Below are 15,412 nucleotides of genomic sequence, written 5' to 3'. Positions count from 1 at the left end.
CCAATGTTTTTGAGGACTAGGCGGAGCGTCGCGGGGTACGCAGGCCTAGGACGCGCCTGCCGACCTCGACCAAGACGTCCCGCAGCACGTCATCGTCGAGATTGCTCGACGCCGGTCCCGCTGCTCCGGCCATCCCGGCGTACACCATCGAGGCCTTCACTTGCCCGACCGGTCCAGGCTCGACGTCGGCCAGTAGCGCCAACTGTCGTGTGATCAGGTCCCTCCATTCGGGCCGCTCGTGCAGCGCGGTGGCCACGCTTGGATCGGCGGCGAGGACCGCAACGAGCCCGCGATTGCGCACTGCCAGCGCCGCGTAGCCGCTGAGCATGTGTTCGGCCCGCGCATGGGCGGTGCGGCGCGTCTCGGCGGCCTCGACAAGAACCCTCAACTCGCCGAGGATCGGCTCGAGCACGGCTGCCAGCAGCTGTTCCCGGGTGCGGAAATGGTGGTAGATCGCGGCCTTCGTGAAGCCCAGTTCGTCGGCGATCATCTGCAACGACGTGCCGGCGAAGCTGTGCCGGGTGAACAGGTCCACCGCGACGTCGATCAGGCGCTGGCGCGTATTCGTCGCGCGGTTTGTCTCCAGCGCGGCAGCCCTCATGCCTGCTCCTCGCTCTCCGGTCGACTTTACGATCGTAAAGAAAATACTATACGATCGACTAGGAACTGGCTAGCCGATCGGCAAGGGGAACGCGATGGATGACGTAGATGACCGTCATTACCAATACGTTCCGACATTCATCCTTCGCGGGCTGACCGAGTTGCATCTCGCGTTCACGCTCCGACCGTAAGGACCCCGTCCCCTGTTCGCTCGATACGGGTGCCGAAGCGCTTACTCGCCCGCTCGACGGTGCTGCGCAACCATTCGGCGTCCTCGTCGGGCACGCGTTCGAGCCGCATTCTGCGCATCCGCATCGGCATCATCCGCAACGCGCACAGCCTGCCGGTGAAGTCAATGAGCGGAAAGTACAGCAAGCGCAGCTCGTGCCGGAATGATTCGTAGGTTCGGATGCCTTCGTAGTCGTCGATGGTGTCACCACATCCGTAGAGGATGAGCTTGCCGCGGTAGACCTCGATCGGCCGCGGATGATGTGACGAGTGGCCGTGGACGACGTCGACACCCGCGTCGACGATGCGATGGGCGAAGCGGATCTGAGCCGGGTCAACGTCGTAGCCCCAATTCGAGCCCCAGTGCAGCGAGACGATCGTGATGTCGCCTGGTCTCTTCACGGCTAGCACACGATCGGCCACGCGGTCGGCGTTGCGGTCGCTCATGTCGGGGACGAACGCCACACCCGGACGGTCGGTGGTCGCTGCCCAGCTGTGCGGGATGCCGCTGGACGCCATGCCGCAGGAAGCGATCACCACTCGGCCGCCGTGGGGCACCTTCGCCACCACGGGTCGCTCCGCCTCTCCGACGTCCAAACCTGCTCCCGCACCGTTGATTCCGCAGTCATCCAGCGCGCGCAGCGTGTCAGCAAGCCCGTCGTACCCGAAGTCGAGGACGTGGTTGTTGGCGAGCGCGCACGCGTCGGGACGGATGGCGGTCAGGCATCCGGCATTGTCTGGATGCATCCGGTAGTGCACCTGCTTGTTTGGCACGAACGCGCCTCTGCAGGTGATGCTGGTTTCCAGATTGATCAATCGGACATCGGTGGCGAACTCGTCGGGCATCGTCAGCGCTTCGCCCCAGGGCCAAGTGAATTCGATCGGGGCGGGTATGTCGCCGTTGGTCTGCTCGGCAAGCCGGATGTAGGTCCGGGCATCGCGGACAACGGGTTCGCGCAGTGCCGGATCGCCGGGATGTGGCAGCAGTTGATCGATCGCCCGCCCGGTCATCACGTCGCCGGTGAGAAAGACGGTCGTCACGGCATGGTCATCGGGTACCGGCCTCGGCCCGTTCGGCGACCGATTCGATGTTGGTTTGGTCTACAAACGATGGGCCGGTCAATGTCGGTAGTCCACCACCGATCACGTCCTTGTTGGTCAAGTACAGCCACAGCGAGTCGACCGCCAGATAACCCTGCAGGAACGGCTGCTGGTCGATCGCCCACTCCACGGTCCCGTTCTTGATCGCACCGACGATTGCGGAGTTCGTGTCGAATGTGGCAACCCGCGCATAGCTGTTGGCTTCACCGACCGCTTCCAACGCAGCCAGCGCAACCGGCGCGCCGAGCGCGAGGATACGGTCGATGCCGAAGTCCTCCTGAAGCTTGGCGATGACGGCGCGTTTGACCATCGACCTGTCCACACCGTCGACGTACAGATTCTGCGTCTTGCCGTTGAAGCCCTTGGCCAGTCCCGCGCATCGTGATTCAAGGGCGACATGACCTGGCTCGTGGATTATGCACAACGTGTCCTTGGCGCCCTCATGTGTGAAGCGCTCGCCCGCGGCTTGCCCGGCGATCGTTTCGTCCTGGCCGAAGTACTCCAGCGCACCCATGGCCTGCCAGTCCGCAATCCCCGAATTCAGCGCGACGACAGGGATTCCCGCGGCAACAGCGGCCTGCACGGCGGGTGCCATCACCTCCGGTTTCGCGAGGGTGACGGCGATGCCGGCCACCTTGGTGTTCACCGCGGCGCGGACGAGGTCGGCTTGACGGGCAGCGTCGGGGTCGTGGGAGTACTGCAGGTCGATGTTGTCCTTGGCCGCCGCGGCTTCGGCACCTCTGCGGACAAGATCCCAGAACGTGTCGCCCGGCGCCTGATGCGTGACCAACGCGATCGTCGGTCGCGGCACGCCGGCCGCCGTCGTCTTGGTCGAGGTGGTGCCTCCCCCTCCCCCCGAGCACGCGGCCACCGTCATCGCAATCACTGCGCAGCAGATCGGTTGAAACTTCATGACGACCCCCCAGCGGACGTCCGAGACGAAGTGGTCCGATCTCCATAATCCCAGGTAAGCAAGGTCAAAGTTCGGGATGTCACAAATCGGGGCCCTGCATGCGTCTTGGGTGTATCCACCGCAGAACGAAAGGGCAGAACGATGAACGAGATCTTGATTCTCGGCGCGGGATACACCGGTATGGCCGCCACTACGGGGCTGGCCGGCCGCCTCAAGGGTCGTGACGACGTCCACATCACCCTGGTCAACCCGCAGAGCCGCTTCACTGAGCGGCTGCGGCTGCACCAGATCGCCTCGGGCCAGACCCTGGCCGATCTTCAAATTCCTGATCAGCTCGCCGGCACCGGCGTGGACTTCGTCCAGGGCTGGGTGACCGGCATCGACGCGAACGCAAAGACCGTGCGGATCGACGACGCGTACACGCTGCGTTACGACACGCTGGTCTACGCGCTGGGCAGCGTCGCCGACACCGAGGTGGTGCCCGGCGTCGACGAATTCGCTTACACCCTCAACAGCGCGCAGGACGCGATGCTGCTCGCCCAGCATCTCGACCGGATGGCCGACGGCACTGTCGTCGTGGCCGGTGGCGGGCTCACCGGAATCGAGTCGGCGGCCGAGATCGCCGAGCAGCATCCCGAGCTGGATGTCGTGCTGCTCAGTAGGCACGTGCCCGGAGCGATGATGGGCGACAAAGCGCGGGCGCGGCTGCACGCCGGCCTGGAGCGCCTGGGTGTTCAGGTGCGGTCGGGCGTCGACATCGTCAAGGTGATGTCCGACGGTGTGGCTCTGGGCGACGGTGAGGTGGTCGCGGCGCAGGCGGTCTTGTGGACTACGGGCGTGCGGGTCTCGCCTATCGCCGCGGCCGCCGGGTTGGAGGTCGACGAGCGCGGCCGGATTGTCACCGACGAGTCACTGCGTTCCGTCTCGCATGCAAGCGTCTATGCCGTCGGCGATGCGGCCGCAATCCGGCAGGGCTATGGCGTCATGCACGGCACCTGCCAGAGCGGCATTCCGACCGCCATGCATGCCGCGTCGTCAATCGTGCGGGAGCTGAAGGGCAAGCAACCCAAGAACTTCCGCTTCGGTTACGTACACCAGCCGGTCAGCTTGGGCCGCAACGACGCCGTCATCCAGTTCACCCACGCCGACGACAGTCCCGGTCGGTTCTACTTGGCCGGCAGTCTCGCCGTCGCGTACAAAGAGACGGTGAGCGCCAGTCCGTGGACGACCTACCGCCTGATCAAGGCGTTGCCTGCGCTGGGTGCCGCGACATGGCGCCGGGGCGGCCGGTCGACGCGATGAATGCCGACCAGCAGACGTTCGCCGATCACCGGAACCTGTTGTTCTCGATCGCCTATCGGATCCTCGGCTCCGCCGCGGACGCCGAGGATGTGGTCCAGGACGCATGGTTCAAGTGGTCGGCGGACGACCGCTCACAGGTCTCCGATTCGAAGGCCTATCTCGCCCGGATCGTGTCGAACCTGTCGATGGAACGGCTGCGCTCGACCCGACGGCAACGCGAAACCTATGTCGGGCCATGGCTTCCGGAGCCGATCCTGACTCAAAGCGACGCCGTCGACGACATCGCCACCGCCGAATCGGTGTCGATGGCGATGCTCGTCGTGCTGGAGACCCTCAGCCCGCTCGAGCGCGCGGTGTTCGTGCTGAAGGAGGTTTTCGACTTCAGCTACGCCGAAATCGCCGACGCCGTCGAGAGATCCGAGGCGGCGGTGCGTCAGGCAGCACACCGCGCTCGAGAACACGTCCAGGCCCGCCGTCCCCGATTCGAAGCGGACCGGACCAAGAAGCGGGAAGCCACCGAGCGGTTTTTCGCGGCGGTCACGGGCGGCGACATCAACGAACTGATGGAGTTGCTGGCCCCGGAGGTGGCGTTGTGGACCGACGGCGGCGGCAAGGTCCGCCAGGCCATGCGCCCGATCATCGGGGCGGTCAACGTCGCCCGCTGGATCGCAGGCACGATCAAGCGCCCCTATGAGGGCGTCGAAATCGCCGATATGACAGCCGAACTCGTCGAGATCAACGGCGGCCCGGGCATCGTGATGAGCGGAGCGGGCCGCGTCATCGCCACCATCACCGTCGATCTGGACGCCGACGGCCACATCGTCACCGTCCACAATGTCGCCAACCCCGACAAGCTGCATGCGGTCGCCGACGGCGTGAAGCGAATCTGAACAGTCGGCGTTTCGTTCGCCGCTGTCAACGCCCCCCGCGCCGGGCTAGCGTAACCCGATGGCCAACGAATGGCGGATACGCACCGGCAGCGCGGACGATCTGGACCTTCTCGAACCATTGTGGGTCGCGGTTCATCACCAGCACGCCCAGACGATGCCCCAGCTTGCGCCCTACGTCAGCGATGCCGAGACGTGGCGCGTTCGAAAGGCGCTGTACGAGGAGCTGCTGGCCAAACCCGACACGCTGCTACTGCTCGCCTTCGTCGACGACAAAGCCGTCGCTTACGGCCTGGCGCACGTCATGGCGGTGGAGGACACCTGGATCCCCGACACCTGGTCGACGGGTTCGCGCATCGGCGAAATCGAATCCCTCAGCGTGCTACCGCAATTCCGCGGAAGCGGTTTGGGCTCAGAGCTGCTGAGCCGCCTCGAAGCGCATCTGCACGAACATGGTGCGCACGATCTGATCCTGGGGGCGCTTCCCGGCAACACCGACGCCATCCGCCTCTACGAACGGGGGGGTTATCAGCCGACTTGGGTATACCTGTCACGGTTCGACGGCCGCAGCTAGCATGGCGCGCAGTGCGCCGAAGGGGGAAACCAGACATGAGCGAACTGAAGTATCTGGATTTGCACGGCGATCGCGTCGCATACCGGGACGTTGGCAGCGGCGAAACACTGCTGCTCATCCACGGTATGGCGGGTAGTTCGGAAACATGGCGGGCGGTCATCCCGCAGCTGTCGAAGAAATACCGTGTGGTGGCGCCCGACTTACTCGGGCATGGCCACTCCGCGAAGCCGCGGGGCGATTATTCGCTTGGCGCGTTCGCGGTGTGGCTGCGGGATCTGCTCGACGAATTGGGCGTTACCCGCGCGACGATCATCGGTCAATCGCTCGGCGGCGGCGTGGCCATGCAGTTCATTTACCAGCACCCCGATTACTGCGAACGGCTCATTCTCATCAGCAGCGGCGGCCTGGGACCCGATGTCGGGTGGACGCTGCGACTGCTGTCGGCTCCCGGCGCCGAACTGATCCTGCCGGTGATCGCCCCGCGGCCAGTGCTCACTGTCGGCAACAAGCTGCGTTCATGGTTCTCCGCCGCGGGCGTTCAGTCTCCTCGTGGCGCCGAGCTGTGGAGTGCTTATTCGTCACTGTCGGATGCGGAAACGCGGCAGGCGTTCCTGCGAACCCTGCGCTCCGTCGTCGACTACCGCGGCCAGGCCGTCAGCGCGCTGAATCGACTGCATGTGAGGTCGGAATTGCCGACCATGGCGATCTGGGGCGACAAAGACCAGATCATCCCGGTCGACCACGCCTACGCGGCGCAGGCGGCACGGCCGGGAAGCCGCCTCGAAGTACTGGAGGGCGTCGGCCACTTTCCGCACGTCGAGCGGCCCACCGAAGTGGTCGACCTGATCGACGACTTCATCGCTAAGACGAGCGAGATGACGACCGAATCAATCGATACCCGCCATACAGCACCACTGCCGCCGCCAGATTGACGAAGTACGCGATGTCGGCACCATGCAGCGCCTTGGCGACCGGACCTTCGATCAGCGACGTGTTCATGAACGGAATCGCGGCGGCGTAGGCAAGTACGAACACCAGAAGCGCGACGACCGCGTCGCGGCGGTCCGTCGGTTCTTCGGCCGGGTTGATGCTGGCGCGGCCACGGATGCGGAACAGCCAGTCGATGACGACGACCGCGACGAACGCCGGAATCCAGTAACTCACCAGCAGCAGCACGTCCTGGAAGCGCGTCGCAGTGTCGGCGGCGTGCAGCCACAGGATCAACGCGAACGCAAGCGCGGTGACAATCACCGCCGACACGGGTCGCCGCACCCTCACACCGATGGTCTGCAACGCCAGAGATCCGCTGTAGTCGTTCATCACCCCCGAACCGACCGACGCCAGCGCGATGACGGCCAGGGCCACGCCGCCCAGCAGGCCACCACCCATCACCGACCGCACCCCCTCGGCCGTCTGCTCCGAGACAACGTCACCCGCTGCAATGCCGATGCCCTGAACGAAGATGTACGCCAACACAATTCCGGCGAATGTGAATCCGAATACGCGACCCCGCGAGGAGTCGGCCGGTAGGTAACGGCTGAAGTCGGCGGCATAGCTGGCCCACGACACCGCGAGGCTGAACGCAATGGTCACCTCGAGGACGAAAGCACCGGCCAGGTCGGCGCCGTGCACACTCGCCGGCGTGACGATCTCATGTCCGCCAACGAGTTTCACCGCGAACACCACGAACGTGGTGAACAGCACCACGGTCAGCACGGCCTGCAGCCGGTGGATCACCTCGTAGCCGAAGAATCCGACCGCGCCCTGCACGGCCAACACGATCAGCACGGCGATCCAGAACGGGATGCCGAGCAACACCGCCAGTGCTTCACCGCCGAACAAGCCCACCAGCGCGTCCCATGCGATCGACGAGAGCCACTGCAGAAGCCCGGGTACGACTACGCCACCGCCGAACGCCATCCGTGAGTTGGGCAGTTGCCCTGTTCCCGTGCGCGGCCCCCACGTCGACAGGTAGCCCACCACCAGTGAGCCGAGCACCGTCCCGATCACCATCGCCACCAGGCCGAGCCAGAAGCCCAATCCGAGCACGATCGCGAGCGTGCCCGTGAAGACGCCGGTCATGTTGACCTGCGGCGCGAACCACACCGTGAACAGGCGGGCCGGTGATCCGTACCGTTGGTCCTCAGCGATCGGCGCGATGCCGTGTGTCTCGACGGACAGATCCCCGGCGCCGGCGGGTTGATGACCCGCGAACGTCGGTTGGGTCAATGCGCTCATCCGTCCATTCGACCACGTGTGTTGGCAGGATTGGCCGGTGACCATGACCCATACCGCCGACGGCAGGCCGCGGGCGCGCGGCCTCGGCATTGCCCTACCCGGTGAACCGGGGCCGCTCAACGCGATCACCGACGTCGACGGCATCGAGGTCGGCGTCACGACGTTGATCGACGGAACCTCGGTCCGGACCGGGGTCACGGCGATACTGCCGCGCGGTCGAGGCGCCGTCGGGCAGCCGTGCGCGGCGGGCTGGTACTCGCTCAACGGCAACGGCGAGATGACCGGAACCACATGGATTGACGAAGCCGGATCCTTCAATTTGCCCATCGTGCTGTCGAATACACACGCGATCGGCGCCTGTCACACCGGTGTGGTCGGCTGGGTCAATCGGATCAATCCGCTACTCGCGCGGCAGTGGCTGCTTCCGGTGTGCGCCGAGACGTGGGACGGCTACCTCAACGACATCAACGGCGGCCACGTCCGACCCGAGCATGTCGAGTCGGCGCTCGACGCGGCCGCCGCGGGTCCGGTCTCCGAGGGTTCGGTCGGCGGCGGAACCGGAATGAACTGCTACGAGTACAAGGGCGGTAACGGCACCGCGTCGCGGCTGGTTCGCTACGGCGGTCGGACGTTCACCGTGGCCGCGTTTGTGCAAGCCAACTTCGGCTCCCGTGCCGAATTGACCGTCGCCGGGAGGCATGTCGGCCCCGAGCTGCTCGACGACAATCCGCTGGCATCCGATTGGTTCGAGGTCGACCTCGGCCTGCGGCCGCCACCGGGTGCCGGCTCGGTGATCGCCATCGTCGCCACCGACGCTCCCCTACTTCCCGGCCAGTGCAAGGCGCTCGCACGGCGAGTTCCGTTGGGCCTGGCCCGAACTGGGACGGCGGGCAGCCATTTCTCCGGTGATATCTTCCTGGCCTTCTCCACTGCGGACGCGCCGGGCCTGGCCAGCACGTTTCCCGTCGGCCCGGTCGGCGACGACGAGTTCGGGACACTCACCTTTGTGCCCTGGGGGCGGATGGACGACCTGTACACCGCCGTCGTGCAGTCGGTCGAGGAAGCCGTTCTCAACGCGCTCGTCGTCAACGACGACATGATCGGCCGTGACGGCCACCGCTCGCCGCGACTTCCCCATGAGCGGTTGTTGGCGCTCTTGGCGCGCACGACATAATCGAGAGAACCGAAGATGAGCTAACGATCGGAGCGGGCCGTGGTCGAGACCGAAGCGACGCGGTCCGACATGAGCCGCGTCGCGCAGCCCCGACTGCTCGTCGCCGGCCTATCCGTCGTCGTGCTGACCGTCGCCGTGCTGCAGACGGCCGTGGTGCCGGTGCTCGGCATCATCGCCACCCAGCTGCACGCGTCGATGACGGCGGTCACCTGGGCGGTCACGGCGAATCTGCTGGCCGCGGCAGCGGCAACACCATTGATTGGTCGGCTGGCCGACCTGCACAGCAAGAAGCGCGTACTGCTTGTCGTTCTCGTCGTGGTGCTCATCGGGTCGCTGCTGGCGGCAACTACGACGTCGTTGGCGCTGCTGATCCTTGCCCGTGTGCTGCAGGCGGCATCGTTTGGGCTCTACCCGATCGGCATCGCGATCCTGCGCGAGGAGCTGCCAGAGGACCGGATGGGCTCGGCGATGTCTGTGCTGTCCGGAACCTTGGGCTTCGGCGGCGGCACTGGACTTGTCGTGGTCGGCCTCCTGATGAGCGGCAACGCCGGCTATCACCGCGTCTTCTGGTTGACGACGGGCTTCACCATCGTGGTGATCGCGATCGTGGCATTCGTCGTGCCAGCGCGGCCGCACAGCTCGACAGGGACCATCGACTGGCTCGGCGCCGCCGGGTTGGCCGCGGGCCTGTCGGCGGCGTTATTGGCGATCACGCAGGGCAAGTCGTGGGGCTGGGCGTCCCCGGCGACGCTGGGCTGTGCGGCCTGCGGCCTCGTTATCCTCGGTGGCTGGTGGTTCTGGGAGCGACGGGCGAAGCAGCCGCTCGTGTCCACAGCGATGCTTACCAGGCGGCCAATCCTGCTCACCAACCTCGCCACCGTGTTCGTCGGCATGGGCCTGTACTTCGCCTTCTTGGGCCTGACGCAATTCGTCCAGATCCCCCACGCCGCAGCCGGATACGGCTTCGGGGCGACCGTGCTGGAAGCCAGCGTCGTCTACCTGCTGCCGGGAGCGATCACCGGCTTCCTGGTGGCCTTGATCAGCGGCCGCTTCATAGACCGGTTCGGCGCCAGACCGGTCCTCATGATCGCCGCGGTCGCGGGCATCGCGGGCTTCCTGTTCATCGGCCTGGCTCACGACGCGCCCTGGCAGATCATCGCGGCAAGCATTCTGGCCAATGCCTATATCGCGCTTGGCTACGGCGCTTTGCCCGCACTGGTCGTCGCAGAGGTCGACGCTGGTGAGACGGGAGTGGCCACGAGTATGAACGCGATTGCGCGCACAATCGGCAGCTCGACGGCGGCGGCTCTGGTCGCGGTCCTGCTGGCCAGGACCACCGCCGGTGTGCCCATGGAGAGCAGCTTCGTTGCGATCTTCATCGGCGGCGCGGTCACCGCAGCGGTCGCGATGATGCTGATCGCATTCACACGACCACGCGACCGTGCTATCGAATCAGTCGAGGCCCGCTACGAATCCCGTGCCATGAACCACGAGTGGGGTTAACGAAGCGCGGCGAGGTTTTGCACCGACCTGCGTACGTCGCCCTCGATCACCTTGGCCACGAGGTTGCCGATCCGGGTGTTGAGGAGGCCGCCGGTGAGGTCAGCGATGACTTGGAAGGTGGAGCCGGAGTTGTCCTCCTTGACGCACAACGTCAACGCGATACAGATGGCGGGGCGACCGCGGCCGACCAGTTCGATCAGCTTCGGCTCGTCGTAGCGAGTGACCCGCCAATGGATGGTGTTGCGGAAGCCTTTGACCTTGATGCACGACGAGACGCAGGTGCCGACCTCGATCTCGTCCGGGACCTCGCTGCGCCAGCCACCGAAGATCGTCAACCATTCGTCGAAGCGGCCGAGATCGGAAGCCAGCTTCCACGCTCGGTCCGGGCTGAGATCCGACGACACCGACACATCCACCCTTGCCATGCCAGAGCACTACCCGGCGACGAGGGCCGGGTAAACGGTTTTCACCGACCGCCGCCCGCCCGGCTGCGAAACTTGATTTAGACGAGCGCACACCTCACACCGCACCCGGCCAACGACGGCCAGGCGGTACGCGATCATGCCTGATCCAGCGGATTCTGCCCGTCTTCGACGCCGCTGACGAAGGATTCCATTGTGCAAATGTAAATTCGTTGCGGAATCGCTTGCGAAGCACCGCCCGATCCGCGATTGTTTACCCACAGCTTCGAGGCTGTACTCAAGGAGGATCCGCCCTGACCGGCACAAATACCACCGCCGTGGACAAAGCGGCGGGACAGGACGGGGCCACCCGCGCCAAGGGCGGCCCGGTCATCGAGATCGACCATGTCACCAAGCGCTTCGGCGACTATGTCGCGGTGTCGGAAGCGGACTTTTCCATCGCGTCGGGCGAGTTCTTCTCGATGCTGGGCCCGTCGGGCTGCGGGAAGACGACGACGCTGCGGATGATCGCCGGGTTCGAGACGCCGAGCGAGGGCGCGATCCGGCTCGAAGGCGCCGACGTGTCCCGTGTACCGCCGCACAAGCGCAACGTCAACACGGTGTTCCAGCACTATGCGCTCTTCCCGCACATGACGGTGTGGGACAACGTGGCATACGGACCCCGCAGCAGGAAGAAGGACAAGGCCGAGGTCCGCAAGCGGGTCGACGAGCTGCTCGAGATCGTGCGGTTGACCGACTTCGCCGAGCGCAAGCCCGCACAGCTCTCGGGTGGTCAGCAGCAGCGAGTCGCGCTGGCCCGTGCGCTCGTCAACTATCCCAGCGCGTTGCTGCTGGACGAACCACTCGGCGCCCTGGACCTCAAGCTGCGCCAGGTCATGCAACTCGAGCTCAAGCGCATCCAGCGCGAGGTCGGGATCACGTTCATCTACGTGACCCACGACCAAGAAGAGGCACTGACGATGAGCGACCGCATCGCGGTCATGAACGCAGGCAACGTCGATCAGATCGGCACCCCGACCGAGATCTATGACCGGCCGTCGACGGTGTTCGTCGCCAGCTTCATCGGGCAGGCCAATCTGTGGGCCGGGCGGCAGACCGGCAGAAGCAACCGTGATTTCGTCGAAATCGAGGTTCTCGGAACGACATTGAAGGCTCGTCCCGGCGATACCACGATCGAGCCCGGCGGCCACGCCACCCTGATGGTGCGGCCCGAACGGGTGCGCGTCTCGATGGACTCTCCGACCGGTGACGTTGCGACCGTACGAGCGACGGTGCGAGACCTGATTTTTCAAGGCCCGGTGGTGCGACTTTCGCTGGCCGCCGCCGATGATTCGGCGATCGTCGCCCACATCGGAGCGGAACAAGACTTGCCGCTCCTTCGGCCGGGCGACGACGTACACGTCTCCTGGGCGCCCGAGGCCTCCCTCGTGCTTCCCGCCGCCGACATACCCACCACCGAGGACCTCGAGGAGATGCTCGACGACTCGTAACCGTTGGCCGTAATCCGTTCCCCCCTTCGGAAACCCACGAAAGGCACAGTCGCCATGCCCTCCAACGAAATTGATCCCCGGCTTCTCGCCCGACTCGCGACCAACAGGACCTCGCGCCGGCGATTCATCGGTGGCGGCGCCGCGGCCGCCGCGGCTCTCGCGATGGGCGGATCCTTCCTGGCCGCGTGTAGCTCGGACAACAAGTCGGCCACCGGCACCACATCGACTCAAGAGGGACCCGCCAGCGGCACTCTGCGGATCTCCAACTGGCCGCTGTACATGGCCGACGGCTTCGTCGCCGACTTCCAGAAATCGACGGGCATCACTGTCGATTACAAGGAAGACTTCAACGACAACGAGCAATGGTTCGCGAAGGTGAAGGAACCGCTGTCGCGCAAACAGGACATCGGGGCCGACCTGGCAGTGCCCACGACCTTTATGGCCGTCCGGCTGCACGGCCTCGGCTGGCTCAATGACATCAGCGATTCCGGTGTGCCGAACAAGAAGAACATCCGGCCCGATCTTCTCGAGGCGAGTGTGGATCCCGGGCGGAAGTTCAGTGCGCCGTACATGTCCGGCATGGTCGGCCTCGCCTATAACCGCGCTGCGACCGGCCGCGACATCACCAAGATCGACGACCTGTGGGACCCGGCGTTCAAGGGCAAGGTGAGTCTGTTCTCCGACGCCCAGGACGGGCTCGGCATGATCATGATGTCGCAGGGCAACTCGGTCGAGAATTCGTCGATGGAGACCGTCCAGAAGGCGATCGACTTGGTCAAGGAGCAGAAGGACAAGGGCCAGATCCGGCGGTTCACCGGCAACGACTATGCCGACGACTTGGCTTCCGGCAATGTCGCTATCGCGCAAGCGTATTCGGGTGACGTCGTGCAGCTGCAGGCCGACAATCCGGACCTGCACTTCGTCGTTCCTGCGTCGGGGGGTACCACTTTCGTTGACACGATGGTGATTCCGTACACCACGCAGAATCAGAAGGCGGCTGAAGCGTGGATCAACTACGTCTACGACCGGGCCAATTACGCCAAGCTGGTGGCCCACACTCAGTACGTGCCAGTGCTGTCGGATATGACCGACGAGCTCAACAAGATTGATCCGAAGCTGGCGTCCAACCCGCTGATCAACCCGCCGAAGGAAACGCTGGACAAGCTGAAGGGCTGGCCCGCACTGACCGACGAGCAGACGAAGCAATACAACGACGCCTACGCCGCGGTCACCGGCGGCTGATCAGATGGCCGGTGTCGCCAGCAGCAGTCGTCGACGGAGCAAGATCGCTCCGTACCTGATGATCCTGCCGGCCCTGGTGTACCTCGGAATCTTTTTCGTGGTGCCGTTCTTCTCGCTGGCACGCACCTCGCTGTCGTCCTCTGGCGGCTCGGTGTACTTGCCGACGCTGACGTTCTCGTGGGACTTCGGGAACTACCTTGACGCGTTTAGCCACTACCGCGATCAGATCATCCGGTCGTTCACGTTCGCGATCGTGGCCACGGTGGTGTGCTTGCTGTTGGCGTTTCCGCTGGCGTATGTGATCGCCTTCAAGGCAGGGCGATACAAGAATCTGATCCTCGGATTGGTGATCCTGCCCTTCTTCGTGACGTTTCTGATCCGCACGATCGCGTGGAAAACGATTCTGGCCGACGATGGTTGGGTGGTCGACGCGCTGAACGCCGTCGGACTGTTGCCGAGCGAGGGGCGCTTGTTGTCGACCAGTTGGGCGGTGATCGGCGGGCTCATCTACAACTGGATCATCTTCATGATCCTGCCCCTGTACGTCAGTCTCGAGAAGATCGACCCACGGCTGCTGGAGGCGTCGAAGGACCTGTACTCAACCGCCCCGCGCAGCTTCGGCAAGGTGATCCTGCCGCTCGCGATGCCGGGTGTGCTGGCGGGCAGCATGCTCGTATTCATCCCAGCGGTCGGTGATTTCATCAACGCCGACTATCTGGGCAGCACGCAAACGACGATGATCGGCAACGTGATCCAGAAACAGTTCCTGGTGGTCAAGGACTACCCTGCTGCGGCGGCGTTGAGCATGGTGCTGATGGCCATCATCCTGGTCGGCGTGCTGCTGTACACGCGGGCGCTTGGCACGGAGGATCTGGTATGACCTCCCAAGGTGTGCCGGTGATCGGTGAGGTCATCGAACGGCCGACCCGGCCGAAGGCCGTCAAGGGCGGACGCAAGTGGGGCGATCTGCTGCTGCGGATCGCAGCCGGTCTGGTACTGCTTTACCTATTCCTGCCGATCTTCGTGATCATCCTGTTCTCGTTCAACAAGCCGCTGGGAAAGTTCAACTACACCTGGCAGGGTTTCACGCTCGACAACTGGGCCCATCCGTTCAAGTACCCGGCGCTGACCAACGCGTTGAAGCTGAGCCTCAACGTCGCAGCGGTTTCCACCGCGGTGGCGCTCGTTCTCGGCACGATGGTGGCGATAGCGCTTGTGCGACAGCGATTCCGAGGGCAGACTGCGGTCGACACGTTCCTGGTACTGCCGCTGACCGCACCGGAAGTTGTGATGGGCGCGGCACTGCTGACCTTGTTCCTTGACCTCAGCTGGGCGGCCGGCTACACCACGATCATCATCGCGCACATCGCCTTCGAGATCAGCTTCATCGCGATGACGGTGCGGGCACGGGTGCGCGGCTTTGACTGGACGCTCGAGGACGCCTCGATGGACCTCGGCGCAGGCCCGGCGCGTACGTTCTTCAAAGTAACGCTGCCGCTGATCGTTCCGGGCATAGTGGCCGCCGCAATGCTGTCGTTCGCGCTGTCGCTCGACGACTTCATCATCACGTACTTCGTGAGCGGGTCGACGGTGACCTATCCGCTGTACGTGAACGCCGCGGTGAAGGCGGCCGTTCCGCCGCAGATCAACGTGCTGGCCACGGCGATTCTCGTGATCAGCCTGGTATTGCTCGGCGTCGGAACGCTGTACCGGCGCAAGCGAATCGAGGTCTGAGCGG

15 protein-coding genes are annotated in these 15,412 nt (G+C 64.8%); 10 read left to right on the top strand and 5 right to left on the bottom strand.

Annotated features, from left to right (window positions below; translation table 11 throughout):
• Window positions 1–16: 16 nt before the first annotated feature.
• The 3 genes from ACWW36_RS23990 to ACWW36_RS23980 all read right to left on the bottom strand — a co-directional run bounded on the left by ACWW36_RS23990 (window position 17) and on the right by ACWW36_RS23980 (window position 2,842).
• Entirely contained in the window at window positions 17–601 is a 585-nt protein-coding gene (locus ACWW36_RS23990) for a TetR/AcrR family transcriptional regulator (protein ID WP_456138443.1), read from the bottom strand.
• A gap of 173 nt (window positions 602–774) precedes the next feature.
• Entirely contained in the window at window positions 775–1,869 is a 1,095-nt protein-coding gene (locus ACWW36_RS23985; RefSeq protein ID WP_456138442.1) for a CapA family protein, read from the bottom strand.
• Between the two features lie 7 nt (window positions 1,870–1,876).
• Window positions 1,877–2,842: a substrate-binding domain-containing protein gene (locus tag ACWW36_RS23980; protein ID WP_456138441.1), complete on the bottom strand. Its 966-nt coding sequence runs from the start codon at window positions 2,840–2,842 to the stop codon at window positions 1,877–1,879.
• A gap of 141 nt (window positions 2,843–2,983) precedes the next feature.
• On the opposite strand from ACWW36_RS23980, the gene ACWW36_RS23975 reads away from it, so the two are divergent.
• From ACWW36_RS23975 to ACWW36_RS23960, 4 genes are read left to right on the top strand one after another with little or no spacing between them, the layout of a single operon-like run.
• Window positions 2,984–4,144, top strand: a complete 1,161-nt coding sequence (locus tag ACWW36_RS23975) for an NAD(P)/FAD-dependent oxidoreductase (RefSeq protein WP_456138440.1) — start codon at window positions 2,984–2,986, stop codon at window positions 4,142–4,144.
• The gene (locus ACWW36_RS23970) at window positions 4,114–5,034 is read left to right on the top strand and encodes an RNA polymerase sigma-70 factor (protein ID WP_456138439.1); all 921 of its coding nucleotides are present in this window, start codon (window positions 4,114–4,116) and stop codon (window positions 5,032–5,034) included. Before ACWW36_RS23975 ends, ACWW36_RS23970 begins: the two co-directional genes overlap by 31 nt.
• 58 nt (window positions 5,035–5,092) lie before the next feature.
• Window positions 5,093–5,605 carry a GNAT family N-acetyltransferase gene (locus tag ACWW36_RS23965; RefSeq protein WP_456138438.1) on the top strand — a complete coding sequence of 171 codons (513 nt, stop codon included), beginning with the start codon at window positions 5,093–5,095 and terminating at the stop codon, window positions 5,603–5,605.
• A 35-nt stretch (window positions 5,606–5,640) separates the two neighbouring features.
• A complete protein-coding gene (locus ACWW36_RS23960) occupies window positions 5,641–6,537 on the top strand; it encodes an alpha/beta fold hydrolase (RefSeq protein ID WP_456138437.1) in 897 nt (298 codons plus the stop codon).
• Here ACWW36_RS23960 and ACWW36_RS23955 read toward each other — a convergent pair.
• On the bottom strand, window positions 6,467–7,843 hold the full coding sequence (locus tag ACWW36_RS23955) for a purine-cytosine permease family protein (RefSeq protein ID WP_456138436.1): 1,377 nt from the start codon (window positions 7,841–7,843) through the stop codon (window positions 6,467–6,469). The two genes, ACWW36_RS23960 and ACWW36_RS23955, sit on opposite strands and share 71 nt — an antisense overlap.
• Window positions 7,844–7,886: 43 nt before the next feature.
• Here ACWW36_RS23955 and ACWW36_RS23950 point away from each other — a divergent pair, with 43 nt between their 5' ends.
• Both ACWW36_RS23950 and ACWW36_RS23945 read left to right on the top strand, forming a co-directional pair.
• A complete protein-coding gene (locus ACWW36_RS23950) occupies window positions 7,887–9,017 on the top strand; it encodes a DmpA family aminopeptidase (RefSeq protein WP_456142606.1) in 1,131 nt (376 codons plus the stop codon).
• Between the two features lie 69 nt (window positions 9,018–9,086).
• Window positions 9,087–10,520 carry an MFS transporter gene (locus ACWW36_RS23945; protein WP_456142605.1) on the top strand — a complete coding sequence of 478 codons (1,434 nt, stop codon included), beginning with the start codon at window positions 9,087–9,089 and terminating at the stop codon, window positions 10,518–10,520.
• On the opposite strand, the gene ACWW36_RS23940 is transcribed toward ACWW36_RS23945, so the two are convergent.
• Window positions 10,517–10,945 carry a type II toxin-antitoxin system Rv0910 family toxin gene (locus ACWW36_RS23940; protein ID WP_456138435.1) on the bottom strand — a complete coding sequence of 143 codons (429 nt, stop codon included), beginning with the start codon at window positions 10,943–10,945 and terminating at the stop codon, window positions 10,517–10,519. The genes ACWW36_RS23945 and ACWW36_RS23940 overlap by 4 nt on opposite strands.
• Window positions 10,946–11,259: 314 nt before the next feature.
• On the opposite strand from ACWW36_RS23940, the gene ACWW36_RS23935 reads away from it, so the two are divergent.
• Genes ACWW36_RS23935 through ACWW36_RS23920 form a run of 4 tightly spaced genes read left to right on the top strand, consistent with a single transcriptional unit; the run spans window position 11,260 to window position 15,408 of the window.
• The gene (locus ACWW36_RS23935; protein WP_456138434.1) at window positions 11,260–12,432 is read left to right on the top strand and encodes an ABC transporter ATP-binding protein; all 1,173 of its coding nucleotides are present in this window, start codon (window positions 11,260–11,262) and stop codon (window positions 12,430–12,432) included.
• Window positions 12,433–12,486: 54 nt separating this feature from the next.
• Window positions 12,487–13,674, top strand: coding sequence for a polyamine ABC transporter substrate-binding protein (locus ACWW36_RS23930; RefSeq protein WP_456138433.1), 1,188 nt, complete (start codon window positions 12,487–12,489; stop codon window positions 13,672–13,674).
• A 4-nt stretch (window positions 13,675–13,678) separates the two neighbouring features.
• Window positions 13,679–14,554, top strand: a complete 876-nt coding sequence (locus tag ACWW36_RS23925) for an ABC transporter permease (RefSeq protein ID WP_456138432.1) — start codon at window positions 13,679–13,681, stop codon at window positions 14,552–14,554.
• Window positions 14,551–15,408: an ABC transporter permease gene (locus tag ACWW36_RS23920; protein ID WP_456138431.1), complete on the top strand. Its 858-nt coding sequence runs from the start codon at window positions 14,551–14,553 to the stop codon at window positions 15,406–15,408. Before ACWW36_RS23925 ends, ACWW36_RS23920 begins: the two co-directional genes overlap by 4 nt.
• Window positions 15,409–15,412: the final 4 nt, after the last annotated feature.

The organism is Mycobacterium sp. MMS18-G62 (assembly GCF_053877835.1).
The sequence above is the reverse complement of the archived record's forward strand: the minus strand, read 5'-3'. Positions and strand labels throughout refer to the sequence as shown.

Bases quoted from the DNA above. Each gene is read 5' to 3' on its own strand.
- ACWW36_RS23990 (WP_456138443.1), bottom strand. From the start codon at position 601: ATGAGGGCTGCCGCGCTGGAGACAAACCGCGCGACGAATACGCGCCAG.
- ACWW36_RS23940 (WP_456138435.1), bottom strand. From the start codon at position 10,945: ATGGCAAGGGTGGATGTGTCGGTGTCGTCGGATCTCAGCCCGGACCGA.
- ACWW36_RS23950 (WP_456142606.1), top strand. From the start codon at position 7,887: ATGACCCATACCGCCGACGGCAGGCCGCGGGCGCGCGGCCTCGGCATT.
- ACWW36_RS23925 (WP_456138432.1), top strand. From the start codon at position 13,679: ATGGCCGGTGTCGCCAGCAGCAGTCGTCGACGGAGCAAGATCGCTCCG.
- ACWW36_RS23955 (WP_456138436.1), bottom strand. From the start codon at position 7,843: ATGAGCGCATTGACCCAACCGACGTTCGCGGGTCATCAACCCGCCGGC.
- ACWW36_RS23970 (WP_456138439.1), top strand. From the start codon at position 4,114: ATGGCGCCGGGGCGGCCGGTCGACGCGATGAATGCCGACCAGCAGACG.
- ACWW36_RS23960 (WP_456138437.1), top strand. From the start codon at position 5,641: ATGAGCGAACTGAAGTATCTGGATTTGCACGGCGATCGCGTCGCATAC.
- ACWW36_RS23965 (WP_456138438.1), top strand. From the start codon at position 5,093: ATGGCCAACGAATGGCGGATACGCACCGGCAGCGCGGACGATCTGGAC.
- ACWW36_RS23930 (WP_456138433.1), top strand. From the start codon at position 12,487: ATGCCCTCCAACGAAATTGATCCCCGGCTTCTCGCCCGACTCGCGACC.
- ACWW36_RS23945 (WP_456142605.1), top strand. From the start codon at position 9,087: ATGAGCCGCGTCGCGCAGCCCCGACTGCTCGTCGCCGGCCTATCCGTC.
- ACWW36_RS23980 (WP_456138441.1), bottom strand. From the start codon at position 2,842: ATGAAGTTTCAACCGATCTGCTGCGCAGTGATTGCGATGACGGTGGCC.
- ACWW36_RS23975 (WP_456138440.1), top strand. From the start codon at position 2,984: ATGAACGAGATCTTGATTCTCGGCGCGGGATACACCGGTATGGCCGCC.
- ACWW36_RS23920 (WP_456138431.1), top strand. From the start codon at position 14,551: ATGACCTCCCAAGGTGTGCCGGTGATCGGTGAGGTCATCGAACGGCCG.